Annotated in this window: 13 protein-coding genes and 1 pseudogene; 7 read left to right on the forward strand and 7 right to left on the reverse strand. The window is 69.0% G+C overall.

Annotated elements, in window-relative coordinates:
* Positions 1 to 32: 32 nt before the first annotated feature.
* Positions 33 to 332: a hypothetical protein gene (locus WMF17_RS42755; RefSeq protein ID WP_437646629.1), complete on the forward strand. Its 300-nt coding sequence runs from the start codon at positions 33 to 35 to the stop codon at positions 330 to 332.
* Positions 333 to 748: 416 nt separating this feature from the next.
* Here WMF17_RS42755 and WMF17_RS42760 read toward each other — a convergent pair whose 3' ends face one another.
* The gene (locus WMF17_RS42760; protein ID WP_437646631.1) at positions 749 to 2251 is read right to left on the reverse strand and encodes a hypothetical protein; all 1503 of its coding nucleotides are present in this window, start codon (positions 2249 to 2251) and stop codon (positions 749 to 751) included.
* Positions 2252 to 2660: 409 nt separating this feature from the next.
* On the opposite strand from WMF17_RS42760, the gene WMF17_RS42765 reads away from it, so the two are divergent.
* Entirely contained in the window at positions 2661 to 3713 is a 1053-nt protein-coding gene (locus tag WMF17_RS42765; RefSeq protein WP_437576859.1) for a 2-isopropylmalate synthase, read from the forward strand.
* Here the strand turns inward: WMF17_RS42765 and WMF17_RS42770 are convergent.
* Positions 3700 to 4026 carry a hypothetical protein gene (locus WMF17_RS42770; protein ID WP_437646633.1) on the reverse strand — a complete coding sequence of 109 codons (327 nt, stop codon included), beginning with the start codon at positions 4024 to 4026 and terminating at the stop codon, positions 3700 to 3702. The genes WMF17_RS42765 and WMF17_RS42770 overlap by 14 nt on opposite strands.
* Positions 4027 to 4120: 94 nt before the next feature.
* On the opposite strand from WMF17_RS42770, the gene WMF17_RS42775 reads away from it, so the two are divergent.
* A complete protein-coding gene (locus WMF17_RS42775) occupies positions 4121 to 4306 on the forward strand; it encodes a hypothetical protein (RefSeq protein WP_437599319.1) in 186 nt (61 codons plus the stop codon).
* Positions 4307 to 5081: 775 nt separating this feature from the next.
* Here the strand turns inward: WMF17_RS42775 and WMF17_RS42780 are convergent.
* Positions 5082 to 5504, reverse strand: coding sequence for a DUF6210 family protein (locus WMF17_RS42780; protein WP_437599320.1), 423 nt, complete (start codon positions 5502 to 5504; stop codon positions 5082 to 5084).
* 618 nt (positions 5505 to 6122) lie between these two features.
* Here WMF17_RS42780 and WMF17_RS42785 point away from each other — a divergent pair.
* Both WMF17_RS42785 and WMF17_RS42790 read left to right on the forward strand, forming a co-directional pair.
* Positions 6123 to 8147, forward strand: a complete 2025-nt coding sequence (locus WMF17_RS42785) for a hypothetical protein (RefSeq protein WP_437646635.1) — start codon at positions 6123 to 6125, stop codon at positions 8145 to 8147.
* A gap of 112 nt (positions 8148 to 8259) precedes the next feature.
* A complete protein-coding gene (locus tag WMF17_RS42790) occupies positions 8260 to 8679 on the forward strand; it encodes a glutathione S-transferase N-terminal domain-containing protein (protein WP_437646637.1) in 420 nt (139 codons plus the stop codon).
* 347 nt (positions 8680 to 9026) lie between these two features.
* Here WMF17_RS42790 and WMF17_RS42795 read toward each other — a convergent pair whose 3' ends face one another.
* Complete coding sequence (locus tag WMF17_RS42795; RefSeq protein ID WP_437646638.1) at positions 9027 to 9596, reverse strand: putative immunity protein; 570 nt, start codon at positions 9594 to 9596, stop codon at positions 9027 to 9029.
* Positions 9597 to 9720: 124 nt separating this feature from the next.
* Between WMF17_RS42795 and WMF17_RS42800 the strand changes: the two are divergent.
* Positions 9721 to 9789 (forward strand): annotated as a pseudogene (locus WMF17_RS42800) (adenylosuccinate synthetase); the annotation flags it as partial.
* A gap of 66 nt (positions 9790 to 9855) precedes the next feature.
* Here the strand turns inward: WMF17_RS42800 and WMF17_RS42805 are convergent.
* Entirely contained in the window at positions 9856 to 10905 is a 1050-nt protein-coding gene (locus tag WMF17_RS42805; protein ID WP_437646640.1) for an NAD(P)-dependent alcohol dehydrogenase, read from the reverse strand.
* A gap of 755 nt (positions 10906 to 11660) precedes the next feature.
* Between WMF17_RS42805 and WMF17_RS42810 the strand changes: the two genes are divergently transcribed.
* On the forward strand, positions 11661 to 11825 hold the full coding sequence (locus WMF17_RS42810) for a hypothetical protein (protein WP_437599326.1): 165 nt from the start codon (positions 11661 to 11663) through the stop codon (positions 11823 to 11825).
* A gap of 34 nt (positions 11826 to 11859) precedes the next feature.
* Here WMF17_RS42810 and WMF17_RS42815 read toward each other — a convergent pair whose 3' ends face one another.
* Positions 11860 to 14115, reverse strand: coding sequence for a molybdopterin oxidoreductase family protein (locus WMF17_RS42815; protein WP_437646642.1), 2256 nt, complete (start codon positions 14113 to 14115; stop codon positions 11860 to 11862).
* A complete protein-coding gene (locus WMF17_RS42820; protein WP_437599328.1) occupies positions 14115 to 15845 on the reverse strand; it encodes a DmsC/YnfH family molybdoenzyme membrane anchor subunit in 1731 nt (576 codons plus the stop codon). Before WMF17_RS42820 ends, WMF17_RS42815 begins: the two co-directional genes overlap by 1 nt.
* Positions 15846 to 15897: the final 52 nt, after the last annotated feature.

Consider the following 15897-nt stretch of genomic DNA (forward strand, 5'->3'; position numbering starts at 1 on the left):
CGCAACGGCGACCGCTCGCGAGCCAGGGATACGTGGTCATCGCGCTGGAGCACACCTACGACGCGGCCGCGGTGGTGTTCCCCGAGGGCACCGTCGCGCCAACCCAGGCGCGCGTGCCCGGCCCGGGAACGGACGAAGACGTGGCGTTCAAGACGTTCTGGGTCGGCGTCCGCGCGGCCGACGTGCGCTTCCTTCTCGACACCATGGCGGGCGCCACCTCCTCGCGGATTCCCGGCATCCTCGCCCGACATACCGACGCCGCGCAGGTGGGCGTGCTGGGCTTCTCGCTGGGAGGCGGGACCGCCGCCGAACGGGCGCCGCTGAAGAGATGAAGGTCAGGATGCCCGGAGCCGTGAGCGGTGCCAGGGTTACGAAGCCATGAAGCACTCGAACGAAGAGTTGGTGGGAGTAGTATATCGATATTACTCGCGTGAGGATCCGCGCTACAAGCGGACAGAGGAACATGGACGGCTGGTGGACGCCCGTCGTCGCGCCGGAGCCGATCGTGACCGCTGGCAAGGCATGCTAAATCGGATCGATGGCAAATTTCCGGGTCGTACGTTGATTGACCGTTCATACCGGACGTGGCAACCGACAGCCGCCTCTTGGGAGGGGCCACGCTCTACGATTGTCTGTTCTCAGATAGCTGGTAGGAACACCGTCGAGGCGGTCGGCGTGGCGCTCTCCGGCGAGCCAAGGAGCTCTGTCCTCCGTTCGCGCCGAGGACGCGGGCCCGTGAGCGCCGCGCTCAGGGCGCGAGCTTGACCGCGACCGGCGAGAGCTGCTCTTCGACCTCGCGGCCCACGCCGAGCTGTCCCTGGGTGTTCTCGCCCCAGCAGAGGACCTCGCCGGTCGTCCTCAGAGCGCACGTGTGGTAATAGCCGACGGCGAGCTGCGCCACGCCGTCGAGGGGCACGTCGACCGGCTGCGAGGACAGCCCATCCTCGCCGTGGCCGAGGGGGCCGACCCCCCACATCTTGAGCGCTCGCGCCTCGCCCGACACCGCGCCGCTCCGCTCGCGGCCCACGTCGATGTGCGCCGCCCGAGGCACCACGACCAGCGTGGGCTCCAGCACGGGCCCGTACCGATCGGCGCCCACCGCGCCGTTGTAATCGTTGCCGAAGCAGTAGACCTCCACGCCCTTGCGCGCGCAGGTGTGCCGGTCGCCCGCGACCACCTCCTCGACGCCCGCGGCGAGCGGCGCGAGGACGGGCACCGGCGACGAGGCGCTCTCCTGCGAGCCGGTGCCGAGCTGGCCATCGAAGCTCCGGCCCCAGCAGAGCAGGCCTCCGTCGGAGGCCTTGATGGCGCAGGTATGATCCTGGCCGCTCGCGACCTGCCGGCTGTCGCTCCGGATGAGCGTCGGGGTGATGTACTCGGACTGCCCCGACTCCCCCTTGCCGAGCTGGCCCTCCTGGTGCGAGCCCCAGCAGTACAGCTCGTCGCCCATCTTCACCGCGCACGAGTGCGCCGCGCCGAGCGAGAGCTGCACGACGTTGATCAGGCTCGGCACCCGCGCCGGCGCGCTCGACGCGGGGTAGCCGCCGATGCCGAGCTGCCCCGTCGTTCCGTGCCCCCAGCAGATGACCGTCGTGTCCTCCATGATCGCGCACGTGTGCGCGGGAGGGGGCGCGCCGGAGTCGCCCGAACGCAAGAACCCGCCGCCCGCCGCCACGTGGAGGGCCTTGCCGGGAAGGGCGACCTGCGCCGGGAAAGGGAAGACCAGGTCGCTCCCCGGCTTGCCCGACTCGCCGAACGTGTTCCTGCCCCAGCACCACACGCTGCCGTCCCGCCGGAGCGCGCAGGTGTGGGCATAGCCGGCCGAGATCTCGACCACGTCGTTGCAGAAGGCGCCCTCCTTCCCCTCCACGCACTCCGTCGCGCAGCGGTTGCCGCAGGCGCCGCAGTGATCGAGGTCGCGCGAGAGCGCCTCGCAGCCCGGGGCCGCGGCGTCGCAGTCCAGGAAGCCGGTGTCGCAAGCGACGCCGCAGACGCCTGCCTCGCACGTGGGCGACGCGTTCTCCGCGGCGGGGCAGTCCTCCGGCGCGGCGCACGCGTCGCCGTGGCCGCCTGCGCCGCCTGCGCCTGCGCCGCCGCCGGTGCTTGCGCCCCCCGCGCCGCCGTGGCCCGCGCCGCCGCCCTCACCGCCCACGCCCGACGTGAAATTGCGCTCGGAGGGCGAGCAGCCGGCGCAGAGCGCGATCGTGAGGAGCGCGAGCGAGGTCGTCGTCAAGCGGGGCATGTGCGTCATCGAAGCTCCTGAAGCGGCAGGTGTACCGGAGCAGCAGGTTGCTCCTGGAACAGCTTTTTACGCTGCCGCTCACCGCACGCAATGCTGGTCCGGCCGCCCGCAGCGCGGCCCGCTCGAGGCGCATGGGATCGTCGATGCCCGGAGCGACGAACCCGGCAAATCGGGCGCGCAGTGAGCCGGTGCGCGCAGCGGGCCGGGCGCGCAGGTCGAGGTCGCGCAGCGGGCCGGGCGCGCAGGTCGAGGTCGCGCAGCGGGCCGGGCGCGCAGGTCGAGGTCGCGGCGGGCTCCGGCCGGGAGATCGGGACCTGCTCCGAGGGCCGACATGAAGTAACCTCTCCCCCGCGCCGGCTCGACGCGGCGCGCCGCGCATGCGCCACGCCGAGAGCCCCCGCGAGATGACATGCAGCGCATGAGCCCCGACGACCGGGAACCCGGCGCAGCGGCCCTGTTCGACTGGAATCGCGCCGAGCCCGCGCCCGCGGAGCGCCGGCTGCCGCCGGGCGGCGTGCCGGCCGAGGCCTGGGCTGCGGCGTGCGCCGAGGCCGAGGCGTGGCTGCCCTTCGGCCGGGGAGCCCGGCCGGTCGAGGTGCTCGACGAGACGCTGCGCGACGGCATCCAGGGCGTCTCCACCGTCAACCCGCCGAGCGCGCACAAGATCGAGCTGCTCCACGCGATGGCGAGCATCGGCGTCGACGCGGTGAACCTCGGCATCCCGGCGGCCGGGCCGCGGCAGCTCGAGGACGCGTGCCTGCTCGCCCGGGAGATCGCCTCGTCCAGGCTGCCGCTCGCCCTGACCGCGGCCGCGCGCACGATCGCCGCGGACATCGAGGAGGTCGCCCGCGTCGCGGACCGCACGGGGGCGCCGATCGTTGTCTACGCGTTCATCGGCAGCTCGCCGATCCGGCACTTCGTCGAGGGGTGGGGGCCTGATTTCCTGGCCCGCAGCGTCGAGGCGGCCGGCCGGGCCGCCGCGGCGGCCGGCTTGCCCTTCTGCCTCGTCGCGGAGGACGCGACCCGCTCGCCGCCCGCCATGCTCGACACGCTCTTCCGCGCCGCCGTGGACGCCGGCGCGGCGCGCCTCTGTCTCTGCGACACGACCGGCCATGTCACCCCGCCGGGGGTCGCGGCGCTCGTCGCGTTCGCCCGGCGCGAGCTCGCCGCGCTGGGCGCGGCCCGGATCGAGCTCGACTGGCACGGCCACAACGATCGCGGCCTCGGCCTCGCCGCCGCGCTCTGGGCGGCGGCGTGCGGCGTCGAGCGGGTCCACGCCACGGCGCTCGGCGTCGGGGAGCGGGTGGGCAACAGCTGCCTCGAGCTGCTCATCGACAACCTCGGTCGCCTCGGCTCGCGCGCCCCGGTGCCGCGCGAGCGCCTCGCCGCGTACTGCGCGGTCGCCTCGCGCGCCCTCGCCTGGCCCATCCCGCCGGATCACCCCATCGCGGGGGCGCTCACCCGGGCGTGACGCCGCCGCCGCCGACGCGCGCCACGGCGGCGCGGACGATCGGCGCCGCGGGCGCGAGCGCGTCCGCGAGCTCGCCGACGCGGCCCGCCGCGCGCTCGGCGCGGGTCCACGCCGACGAGAAGCCGAGCGTGCCGGGCGGATGGGCCGCGGCGAGGGCGATCGCCTGCCGCAGATCGTCGCCGACCGCGGCGATGGCGTGGAGATCTGCCACGCTCGCCCCGCGCGCGCGCGCCGCGGCGTAGAGCGCGCGCACGATGCCGAGCAGGTCGCGGGCGGCCTCCAGCGGGAACGGGTCGTGGCGGATCGAGAGCACGCCGGCCGCAGATCACGGATGCCGGGGCGCGGCGTCAAGCGGCGCGCTGTCCGGGTTGTCCAGCGCGAAAATTACAATGGCTCGGGAATTGCACTTGAAGAACGTCATGAACAACCGCGCCCATGAGCTCGCAAAGACGGACGTACCCGGCGGCGACGACGAGGACCCGCTGCCGCCCAACCCGGGCGACCCGGGCCCGGAGCAACCCGAGCCGCCCTCGCCCGACCCCACCGAGGACCCGCGCATCCCGCCGCAGGGCGACTTTCCGCGCGGGGTCTGACCCCGGCGCGCGCCGGGGTGGGGCCGGGCTGTGATGGTGCCGCCCTGGCCATCACTGCTGTCCCCGCTGTGACCCTCTCCCATGGGCAATCGCGGCTGTCCCCGCTGTGACGGTGCTGCTCTGGCAATCACTGCTGTCCCTGCTGCGGCAGCGGTGGGCTGGCAATGGATGCTGTCTTCCAGAGACGGCCCATCGGTAGTAACGTCGTTGTTAGCGCCAAACGCCGCGGCAGCGCCTCGCGCAATCAGACCCGGTTTCCGGCATGCCTGGCCCACGTCCACCTGCTCGTGCCGGGCGGTGGCCTCGCGCTTAGCGAGGAAGAACCGATCTCATCGGGGGCTTCTTGCAGGCCGACCACGGAGCCCTGGTCTGGGGAACTCGGGGAGGACTGCGCCATCCTGCCTGATCGCTTCGACTATCGAGAGCACCCCAGGAAGGAGGACGCCTTCCGCAGATTGCTCTCGCAGCTCCCGCCATGAGGCTGCGTCCGGTCCGAAGCCCGGGTAGCTGACGTTGAAAGAGGGACGCTCGGCATCACACACCGTGACGCCCACGGATTCATCGCGACCGATAAACCCGATTGTGAGCATGCCGCCTTCTTGGCGGCATTGAACGCTCGATCCGAACCGAGAGCGAATCTCGCGTTTTGCTTCTGTCAGTGCTTCGCTCATGTCCACGTCTGCCTAACGACCGCGGGTGTGCTGCGGTGCGCCGCGCCGAGAGGCTCGGCGCGCCGTCGGCACCAGCCGCTTGTTGGGCGGCGCGCCATCGGTCACTAATCTGAGTTTGGCCATGTCAGCACTCCTCGTCGGGGGTACGGGCCGAAACCCGAAACAGTAGAAAATGGCGCAGTCTCAGCCTCGATGAGCACGTGTACCCAGGCCTCGTGCGATTTCTTGAGGTGGGAGCGATCCACGACGAGAGGGACCTCGATGCGCCCATCGCGCAAGACCGACTCGATGAAGACCGCGTCCTCTTCGTCGATGCCGTGCATGGCGCCAGTCCCTCGATATTTGGGGCCCTCGAAGTGGGCATCGAGCTGCAGCCGACTCTCCTCGGCATCGAACGGGACGAAGACGCCCTCCAACTCGGGGTGTGTGCAGCAAACGCCGCATGTCTGATTCGTATACAGAACCCCGCTCGCGTGCTCGATGATGAGCCCCAGTCCCGCGTCATATAGTCGGATGAGCGCCGTCATCTCCATGTCCCGTGAGAACCCTGCGCCGCCTGCGAGGATCCAGATTCAGCCGGCCGATGTGGGCACGGAGCGGACGGGTGGGTCGCCCGACCTGAACCGCAGCCGCTGTGACGGTGCGGACCCCTCGGCCGCCCAACGACTTCAAGCTGGCATGGCTCACGCGCCGCGTCGAGCTGGCTGACAAGCTCCGTCGCTCGTGCAGGGTCCAGAGGCATCGATGCTGAACTTACCAGACTCGCCTTGGGAGAAGGAAGTTCAAACCCGAGGCGACGCCGCGCCGCTGGACGACGCCCGCTCGTGCGCTCCCGCCCAGTCTACTCCGAGCCCGCACTCATCCTCGTGCCTCTCGCAGCAATCCACGATGGCTGCGATGTTGCTCCTCTTCCCTGGCTTCTTACCCGGCCACCAGAGCGCGCCGCCTCGCCCCCGGGATACGCTCCAGGTTCCGCCCGTACGGTCCGGGCCTTTGCGCCAAGCCGCGGGCGCGGAGCAGCGCGGCGACGCTGGCGCGCGGCACGCGGCGTACCGTCGAGGCGTAACGCCCGTGTCGCGGGCCCGGCCGGCTGAATGGGGCGAGCCGCGGCTGCATCAGAGCCCCGTGCTACCCATGGAGGCCCCATGCATTCCCCTCGGACGCTCATCGGCTGTGCCGTTGCATCGTGGATGTCCCTCTCGACCACGGCCGCGCTGGCAGAGGTGGTCCTGGACCAGATCCAGTTCTATGGGCGGACCACCTGGAGAAAAGATTACAAGAGCGCGATATCCGATTTCAACACCATCGACGTCAGCATCGCTGCGATACCGCACGAAGATGTCTCCTTCGTCGAAGCGGAATACGCAGGGGTGACGACCCCGCTCACATTCAACGACTACAATCATCGTTACTACGCGAAAATCGACACGAGCACGGTACCCTACGGCCCTCACACCTTGACGTTCGTCGCGTACGACAAGCTCGGACAAGCGCGGACGAAGCAGTATACCGTGCATAAGTACGCGCCGCCCAGCGTCTGGGTGACGAGCCCGCGGCCAAACCGCACGCTCACCGGGGACACCCGCATCGCTGCGACGTGCGTCGGGATCCCTCCCTATTCCTGCACGCAGTTCAAGGCGCGCGTCCGGAGCCAGGTGCGCGATGAAGTGCTGGAGGGCGTCCCGTCGTCGGTGCCAGGGAGGATGGACGTGCTGCAATACCTGTCATCGCCGCTTCAGTCGGGCGAGGTGCTCACGGTCAGGCTCGAGGCCATGGACGGCGTGGGACCCGCCTGGAGCGGGACGCCGATCGGCGGGGGACCCGTCCTCTACGACTGGTCGCTCCCGCGCGCCTACGTCGAGCGGAGCCCGAAGCTCACCGCCGTCCAGCGCGCCCCCGGCGCCATCATCGATTTCGACGCGACGCGCGTCCTGTTCATCGATCACGGGCTCCAGGTCGGCGTCGTCGATCGCATGACTCAGCAGGTGACGTGGCTCACGGAGCTCACGCTCCACCATGAGTGGATGCACGAGCCCGGTCAGGGGGCGCTCACGCCGTCCGGCGTCGTCATGCAAGCTTGGTACGGATACGTCTTCATGTGGAAAGACGGCGCGCGGGACCAGACGCGCAGGAAGGGGCGGCTCGACGCGGTTGACGGCGATACGTTTCTGTGGACGGGCGCCGACGACGACGAGACCATCGTGCACACGATATCGACAGGCATCGCGACGAGCTTGGGGCTCGATCCCGGCAGCGCGTCGCAGTTCCAGGCGGACATCGCGGCGTCAGGCGGCATCTACTACAGCACGTACGAAGAGCCTTGGATCCACGGGCCGGGCGAGATCCGCCTCGGGAGCCATCCCGGCTACTTGCAACGGCCGATCACCGATGGGACGAACGTCGCCGGCCGGTGGTGGAATGGACCGGTGAGCTCGAGCTACCTCTACAAGGCCGATGGCGAGGAGGTGTTCCTCGGCGACTCCAGGACCGGCGATGCTGCAGGGCTGCTGCTGCACGCAGGGTATGCGGGCTACCTGAAGAGCGACGGGGCCGTCAACCAGGTGTGGCTGCGGACCCCCGCGGGCGACGAGTACCAGCTGAGCAACTTCGCAACGCCGAGCCAGTTCGATCAGCAGGAGTTGCGCATCGGGCACGACGGCATCAGCGATACCGGTGAGGTCATGTTCCTCAACGACGAGAAGCGTTACATCGGGCGGCCTGGGGCCGCCCCGGAGGAGATCAGCAGCGACCTCGGACACGGGCGCTGGTTCGATGGGGACTGGTACGTGACCATCGGTGACACGCTGTTCAAGGTGACGAGCACAGAGGCGCCGGCCTTCCATCTCGCCGCGTCGCCCGGCGAGGCGGCGCCCGTCGACGCCGAGGACGAGGAGCGGTACGACCTCACGCTCACCGCGCTCGCCCCGGGCGAACCCCTGGATCCATGGGCGCGAGCGGGGGATCTCCTCCACAAGCCCGGCGTCTCGCCGGCGTCATTGCGCGATCCGCGAACCGCAACGCACACCGGCACCGGCGCGCCCGACGAGGCGCCGTCGGCCGCCGCCGCGTGCAGCGTCGGTCAGGCAGCCTGCTCGGGCCGCGGTGTCGTCCTCCTCTCCGCGGCGCTCCTTGGCCTCTCCCTCTCGCGGCGCCGTCGCGGGCAGAGGTAGCGGAGCAAATCCTGTACCCGTTTGGCTAAAGCCCATCCTGACGCCGAGCAGGCCAGGGACATAGGCTTGCCGTGCGATGCGAGGGCGACGGCAGGGCGCGGGCAACAACGGCGTGACCGACGCGTTCTCTCCTCTGGTCAATGCCTTGTACGCCGATACCAGGGACCGACAAACACCCTGCGGCATCGGAGGCGGCGTCGGCCAAGGGGCGGCGGCGGCGGTAGCAACGGGCGAAGTTCGGGCGCAGTGGGCGCTCGAGGAGACCGGGCTGCCATATCGAGTCCACGCGCTCGACCACACCGCCGGCGAGCTCGACAGCGACGCCTACGGCCGCATCAGCCCCTTCCACCAGGCGCCGGTCATCGACGACGACGGCTTCGTGGTGGCCGAAAGCATCCGCAAGACCGACCTGATGGAGCCCTTCCCGGGGCTCAAGGCCTACTACGAGCGCTGTCAGGCCCGCCCGGCGTGGCAGCGCACCCTTGGCCTACACGCCGAGCGACTCGGCGTGAGCGTCGACGACATCCGCTGAGTTCCGCGCGATTGGCGAAGCCCCGGACAGAGGACTCTGGCACATGGCCCGCGTGATCGACCACGATGAAGCGATCGTTCAGCTCGATCTCCGGGAAAAACGGCGGCTGAAGCGCTGTGCGCGCTCCGCTTCCTTTACAAACGGGTCCTCGACCTGCAGATACCCCGGCCCGAAGCGCTCGAGCGTGCCTGCCGGCCGGAGCACCTCCCACGGTTCTCTCGCGACAGGACGCGCTCACCTTCCGATCCCACCCCCTCGTGCCGCCCCCCCCCACGCATCGTGGAAAGATAGCGTGTCCGAAGGCTGCCCCACCTTGTCAAGGAGACCGGCGCAGGACCGTGCGGGCCCTACACCGGACGAAGGCGCGAGTCTTGCGGCAAGGTCCGACTGCGGATGCCCGCATCCAGCTGATAGAGGATCGTGTCCAATCGACTGTTGCCCGCTTGACGAGCGGGCATCTGCTGCAAGACTTCGCGCACTTCAGAGGTGGCGTGCTCGATCGCCCAGCGAACCTCGCCATCACCGATGCTTGGATCGCCGTCGCGGCCGAGCTCGATTGCCAGTGCGGCATAGGCCGCTGGACCGACAATGTGCTTTGTTTGGTGGACAGTCGCCAGCGGATGCGTGTAGGCGATCGCCGCTGCAAGGCTCGCGGCGCGAGCGGCGGCTGCTGCAGCGGGATCGCCGATCTCACGTGCAGCGGCATTCGCCTCCCAGGCAAGGGAGCGCAACTGAGCCGTGCGCTTTCCCCCACGGGCAAACCCCCGGATGCCTTCAATCGCCGCACGGGGCCGGGAATCTGAATCAGCATGCGTCTCATACACGGACAGCGCCCTCTCAGCGCAATCCGCTGCCCAGCTCCCAAGGGCCCTGAGTGACTCCAGATTCAGCGTGATCGAGTTGGACTCACGACCCATCCTTTACCTTCTGACGTTACGGGTATTACAGGGCTACTCGCGTTCCCGCGAGTGTGCGATCGTCGCCTTCTGTAACCTGCCCCCCACGGAAAATCTCACGAATCGGCTCTGCGCTGGGGTCGCGGGAGGCGAGCTCGGCTCGGTGACGGGCAGGCCGAGGCGAACGGGCTGGCTCGATCTGCCGGTGTGCCGGTGTTCCTTGTGTCGGTGGGGCCGGCGGGACGAGACGATCGTGCTTCGGGACGCGCTCGGCTGAGCGTCAGGCCGAGAGGCTCTTCATGTCGATCACGAAGCGGTAACGAACGTCGCCCTTCACGGTCCGCTCGTACGCCTCGTTGACCTGCTGGATCGGGATCACCTCCACGTCGGAGACGATCCCGCGCTCGCCGCAGTAATCGAGCATCTCCTGCGTCTCCTTGATCCCGCCGATCGCGGAGCCCGCGAACCGACGGCGGCCGAGGAGCAGGCCGAAGGCCCCGATCTCGAGCGGCTTCTCCGGCGCGCCCACGAGCACGAGCGTGCCGTCGCGCCGGAGCGTGCCGATGAGCGCGTTCACGTCGTGCGAGGCCGACACGGTGTCGAGGATGAAGTCGAACGAGCCCGCCGCCGAGGCGACCGCGCTCGGGTCGGTGCTCACGAGGAAGTGATTGGCGCCGAGCCTGCGCGCGTCGGCCTCCTTCCGCGTCGACGTGCTGATCACGGTGACCTCGGCGCCGAGCGACGCGGCGAACTTCACGCCCATGTGCCCGAGCCCGCCGAGGCCGACGACGGCGACCCTCTGCCCCGGGCCCACGTTCCAGTGGCGCAGGGGCGAGTAGGTCGTGATGCCGGCGCAGAGCAGCGGCGCCACGGCCGCGGGGTCGAGGCTCGTCGGCACGCGGAGCACGTAGTTCTCGTCCGTCACGAGGACATCGGAGTAGCCGCCGAACGTCGGCGTCTTGCCGTCCCTCTCCATGCCGTTGTACGTGGCGACCATCCCGCTCGCGCAGTACTGCTCGAGCCCCTCCTGGCAGGACCCGCAGACGCGGCACGAGTCGACGAAACAACCGACGCCGACGCGGTCTCCCTCGCGGAGCTTCGTGACGCCCTTCCCGACGGCCTTCACGTGGCCGACGATCTCGTGGCCCGGCACCATGGGGTACATCGAATTGCCCCACTCGCCTCGGGCCTGATGAATGTCGGAATGGCAGATCCCGCAATGGGAGATCGCGATCACCACGTCGTGCTCGCCCGGCTCTCGCCGGTCGAACGAGAACGGAGCGAGGGGCGATTGTGCGTTTTGCGTGGCGTAGCCTCGTGCTCGAATCATCCGACCTGTGTACACGGAACGGCAAGGCGCGGCAACGGCAGGGGACGCAGGCTACGTGCCCGCTTCCTCGCTCGACGAGCGACGGGACGAGCTCCTCCACCGTCGCCGGCGCTCGAGCACACCCCGCAGGCTGTGGAGTGGAGGCGGCCCCATCGAGGAACAGCGAGAGCCGCCATTCTCTGTAAGAGAACGGCATCGCCCATTCGGCCGCAAAGTACGGGTCGGCGTGGTCGTTCTGGGACGTGTTCGTCTGGCCGAGTCGGTCGAACCCGACCCCCACTTCCAGGACCACGCTCCGCAGAGGGAAGATGGGGCCGAGGTAGCCCAGGCGCGCCGGTTTCGTTCGATCTGCACGACCCGTGGCAGGTGCGGTGCGAGCTCCACTTTATCCTCCTGGCTCGCACGGCGCAGTCGCCGCTGTGACCGCAACCCGCCCGCCGGCGGCGACCCAGGTGCACCGCAGCTCCCGCGTGGGACTTCCATGTCCCTGGATTCGTGTGTCATCATGGCCGATGCTCGCGGCGCTGGCTGTCGAATCGCCGCCGGCGAGGTTCTCTTGGCTGCGAATAACGTGTGATCTGACCGCGAAAGGTGTTCCAATGAATCAAGGATTGTCTTCGGGGCGTCTGTCCAGGGGCAGCGTCAGGTGCTCCCTGTCTGTCCTTCTCTGTGCGCTCGTGCTCGCCGGTTGCGGCGGCATGGATCCCACCTCTTCATCCGAGGATGACGGATCCACGCCGAGCGGAGACGACGACATGAGCTGGGAGGAGTTCCAGGCGAACGCCCACCGCGACCCGGTGCGCGGGCTCTACACCCTCGACGGCGACGACCGGGGGCTCAACGAGGTGGAGCTGCGTGCCGTCTACGAGCGCTACGTCCAGACCGGCGTGCTCGTCGTGAAACCGCTCCGGCGGCGCTGACGACACCTCGCAGGGATACGTGGCCGGCGCGGTGCTACCCGCGATCTTCCTCGCGCCGCATCTTCACCGCGCACGCCTTGTACGAGGGCTGCCGGGAATACTGATCGAACGCCGGGAACGTCAGCTTGTTCGTGACCTCGTAGTGCATCGGGATGAAGATCTCCCCCGGCTGCACCGAGTTCGTGACGAACGCCCGCGCCTTGATCTCGGCGCGGCGCGACGCGATGACCACCCACTCGTTCATCTCGAACCCGAGCTTCTTCGCGTCGACCGGGCTCACCTCGACGTAGATCTCCTTCGGATAGAGCCGCTGCAGCACCGCCGACTTCTTGGTCCGCGTCTGCGTGTGCCACTGGCTGGAGCTCCCTCGCCCGGTGAGCAGCGTGAACGGATACTGCTCGTCGGTCGGCTCCGGCAGCTGGCGGGGCGCCTGGAAGGCGAACTTCGCCCTCTGATCCGGCCGGTAGTACTGGCCGTCCTCGAACAGCCGCCGCTCGTTCGTCTCGAAGGCCGCCCCCTCGGGGTAGGGCCACTGGATGCCCCCGCGCTCGTCGAGCATCGCGTAGTCGTCGATGCCCGTGATGTCGCACGGCTGCCCCTTCGAGAGCCGCTTCATGATCTGGAAGACGGCCTCGGGGCTCTTCCACTCCTCGAGCAGGTCGCCGCAGCCCCAGTACTGGGCCACGAGCTGGAAGATGTGGAAGTCGGCCAGCGCCTGGCCGGGCGCCCGCGCGACCTTCTTCACGAGGCCGATGCGCCGCTCCGAGTTGATGAACGTGCCCTCCTTCTCGGCCCACGAGGCCGCCGGGAGGACGAGGTGCGCGCGCTCCGCCGTCTCGGTCGTGGCATACATGTCCTGCACAACGAGGAACTCCAGGCGGCCGAGGAGCTCGTGCAGGTCCTCCTGGTTGATCCAGGAGTGGGCCGGGTTCGTCGCGATGATCCAGAGGCCCTTGATCTTCCCCTTCAAGATGCCTTCGATGATCTGGTCGTAGGCCAGGCTGTTCCGGGTCGGGATGACCTCCTCCGGGATGTCGAGGATCGCGGCGATCTTCTTCCGGTGCTCCTCCTTCGTGAAGTCGTGGCCGGCGAACAGGCCCGTCGTGTTGCTGAACATCCGCGAGCCCATCGCGTTGCACTGGCCCGTGATGGAGTTCGCCCCGGTCCCGGGCCGCCCGATGTTCCCCGTCATCAGCGCGAGGTTGATGATCGCCTGCGCGACCCGCACGCCCTCGTGGCTCTGGTTGACGCCCATCGTCCACCAGAACGACACCCGCTTTCCGCTGTGGATCGTCTCGGCGAACGACGCGAGCTGCTCCTCGCCGAGCCCCGTCGCCGCGGACACCCGCGCGGGCGTGAAGTCCTCGACGTGCGCCCTGAACTGCTCGAAATCGACGGTGTGCGCGTCGATGTAATCCTTGTCGATCCACCCGCGCTGGATGAGGATGTGCGCGATGCCGTAGAACAGCGTCAGATCCGATTTCGGCTTCAGCGCATAGTGCGCCGTCGCCGCCATCGCCGTCTCGGTCTTGCGCGGATCCACGACGAGGATCTCCGGACGGTTCTTGTTCTTGCACAGCCGCTCCCACATGATCGGGTGGGCGATGCAGAGGTTCGAGCCGACGAGCACCACGACGTCGGACTCCTCGAAATCGCGGTACGTGTAGGGCGGCGCGTCGAACCCGAACGACTCCTTGTAGGCGACCACCGAGGTCGCCATGCACTGCCGGGTGTTGCCGTCCCCGTGCAGCATGCCCATCCCGAACTTCGCGAGCGCCCCGAGGAAGGCCATCTCCTCGGTGACGATCTGCCCCGTGCTGATGAAGGCGACCGACGCCTTGCCGTGCGCCTCCTGGATCGCCTTGAACCTGTCGACGAACGTGCGCAGCGCGACGTCCCACTCCACCCGCTCCAGCTTCCCGCGCGCGTTCCTGAGGAGCGGCGTCGTGGCGCGGTCGCTCGCCCGGAGCGGCGTGAGCGCCTCCCAGCCCTTCGGGCACGCCATCCCCAGGTTGACGGGATAGTCGGTGTTCGGCGAGAGGTTGATCGCCTCGCCGTCCTTGAGGTGGACGTTCAGCCCGCACCCGGTCGAGCAGAAGCCGCACACGACCGTGGTCGTCTGATCCGGCTTCAGCCGCGCAGGCACCCTCCCGAGGCCGAACTCGCCGGGCGCGAGCAGCAGGTCGCGCGTCAGCGGCCCGTTGCGCTGCAGGAGGAGGTTGTCGGCCTTCTTCGGCTCCGCTGACGTCTTCTTTGCCTTTGCCTTTGCATCGCTCGCGTCGGTGGTCATCAGGAGAGCCCTCCGGGCATCTTGGAGGCGGGCGCGGCGGCGAAGAACAGATACCGCTCGAGGAACTCCCCCGCGAGGCAGAACACGAACGCCACGACCGCCATGGCCATCAAAGCTTCGGAGCTCACGCCGCTGTTCGGCGCCGAGAAGAGGCTGAGCGCGGGCAGGACGATGCCGCCGAGCGCGCCGCAGGCGAAGCGCCAGCCCGTCGCGCCCTTCAGCTCCCCCGCCATCAGGATCGCGCTCCGCTTGAGCGTCGAGTGGCTCCGCCGCCGGAGGTGCCGGAACATCGACAGCTCCACGGCCAGCTTGAGCGCCATCGACACGCACAGGAACGCGCTCAGCGCGCGGAAGCCGCGGGTCAGGAGCAGCGCCGCGTGCTCGCGGCTCAGGAGCAGCGCGACCATCAGGACCGTCGAGCTCCCGAGCACGGCCGCCGTGCCCGCGAACTTGAAGCCCGTCAGGCCCCCGCGCCAGTGCTCCCGCTGGGTCGCGGCGTACACCATCACCGAGCAGAACACGCCCAGCATCCCGCTCAGCGCGACCGCGTAGGACAGCGGCGTCTGCAACGGGCCGAGCGGCAAGAGCGGCGCGAGCGCCGGGATCGAGGGCACCCAGAACGAGGCCGCGTAGAGGGTCGCGGCGCCGGCGAAGAGCGAGAACCCGAGGATCTCCCGGCTGAGCCACGACGTCTTGAGCCCCAGGAACGCCCGGAACGCGTACTGCGGTCGACCGAGGTGCAAGAGGCTCGCATTCAGCGCCGCGAGCCCGAAGACGAGCGCGAAGGTGGCGCTGTGGCCGCCGAAATCCCGGGTCGCTTGCTCGCCGAGGAGCTCGTTGAGGGCCAGGTTCACGCAGAACGCGCCCACCGAGAGCTGCGTCAGCACGAGCATGGCGACGAGCGGAGGATGGGAGTGCTCCCGGCTCACCTGGTAGAAGTCCGCAGGCAGCATGTTGCGCGGGAGCGACTTCTTCGTCTTGTAGGTGGTCGTCGGGATCGTGATCTCCGGCGCCGCCGCGCCCGGCAGGAAGACGTTGGTCTGGCTCTCCTGCACGGCCTGCGCCTGATCGACCACCGTGATGCGGATGGCGCCGTTGGGGCACGACTGCACGCACGCCGGGGCCTCGTCGTTGGCCAGCCGGTCGCTGCACATATCGCACTTGCGCACGATCCCCCGCTCCGCGTTGAACTTCGGAGCGTCGTAGGGACACATCAGGACGCAGTACTGGCAGCCGATGCACTGATCATCGAGGTGCTTGACGATGCCGGTGACCGGGTCCTTCTCGTAGGCCTTGACCGGACAGCCCGTCATGCACGCCGGGTCCAGGCAGTGGTGGCACGCCGTGGTCACGCTCTGCTGCGCCGGCGCCTGGGGCGTGCCGCCGTGGAGGAGCCCGACCGAGCGCCACACCTCGTCCTCGTCGAGGCCGTTCAGGCTGTGGCAGGCGGTGACGCACGCCTTGCACGCCGTGCAGGCGTCGAGGTCGACCTCGAAGGCGTACTGCTGCCCCGGCTTCGGCTTCTCGAAGGGGATGAGGTCGCGGTAGTACTTGGATTGAGCCGGGAGCGCGTGCTCCTCGTGGATCTTCGAGAATTTCTCGACCGCCGTGAGCTTCTGCTGGTCCGCGAGGAGCGCCTCCAGCAGGGTCTTGTTGCTGTCGTGGATCTTCGGCGGCGAGTTGATGATGGGCAAACGAAAATGAGTGTCCGACACCTTTGCAACGCTCATCGATAATCCCTGTCTACCCCGCGCGGAAACCCAGCCCGGAGGACTTCAAGAG

Source organism: Sorangium sp. So ce362 (genome assembly GCF_051519845.1).
GTDB lineage: Bacteria > Myxococcota_A > Polyangia > Polyangiales > Polyangiaceae > Sorangium.

Coding starts and splice junctions, on each gene's coding strand:
- WMF17_RS42760 (WP_437646631.1), bottom strand. CDS start 2,251: ATGACGCACATGCCCCGCTTGACGACGACCTCGCTCGCGCTCCTCACG.
- WMF17_RS42765 (WP_437576859.1), top strand. CDS start 2,661: ATGAGCCCCGACGACCGGGAACCCGGCGCAGCGGCCCTGTTCGACTGG.
- WMF17_RS42780 (WP_437599320.1), bottom strand. CDS start 5,504: ATGACGGCGCTCATCCGACTATATGACGCGGGACTGGGGCTCATCATC.
- WMF17_RS42785 (WP_437646635.1), top strand. CDS start 6,123: ATGCATTCCCCTCGGACGCTCATCGGCTGTGCCGTTGCATCGTGGATG.
- WMF17_RS42795 (WP_437646638.1), bottom strand. CDS start 9,596: ATGGGTCGTGAGTCCAACTCGATCACGCTGAATCTGGAGTCACTCAGG.
- WMF17_RS42805 (WP_437646640.1), bottom strand. CDS start 10,905: ATGATTCGAGCACGAGGCTACGCCACGCAAAACGCACAATCGCCCCTC.
- WMF17_RS42810 (WP_437599326.1), top strand. CDS start 11,661: ATGAGCTGGGAGGAGTTCCAGGCGAACGCCCACCGCGACCCGGTGCGC.
- WMF17_RS42815 (WP_437646642.1), bottom strand. CDS start 14,115: ATGACCACCGACGCGAGCGATGCAAAGGCAAAGGCAAAGAAGACGTCA.
- WMF17_RS42820 (WP_437599328.1), bottom strand. CDS start 15,845: ATGAGCGTTGCAAAGGTGTCGGACACTCATTTTCGTTTGCCCATCATC.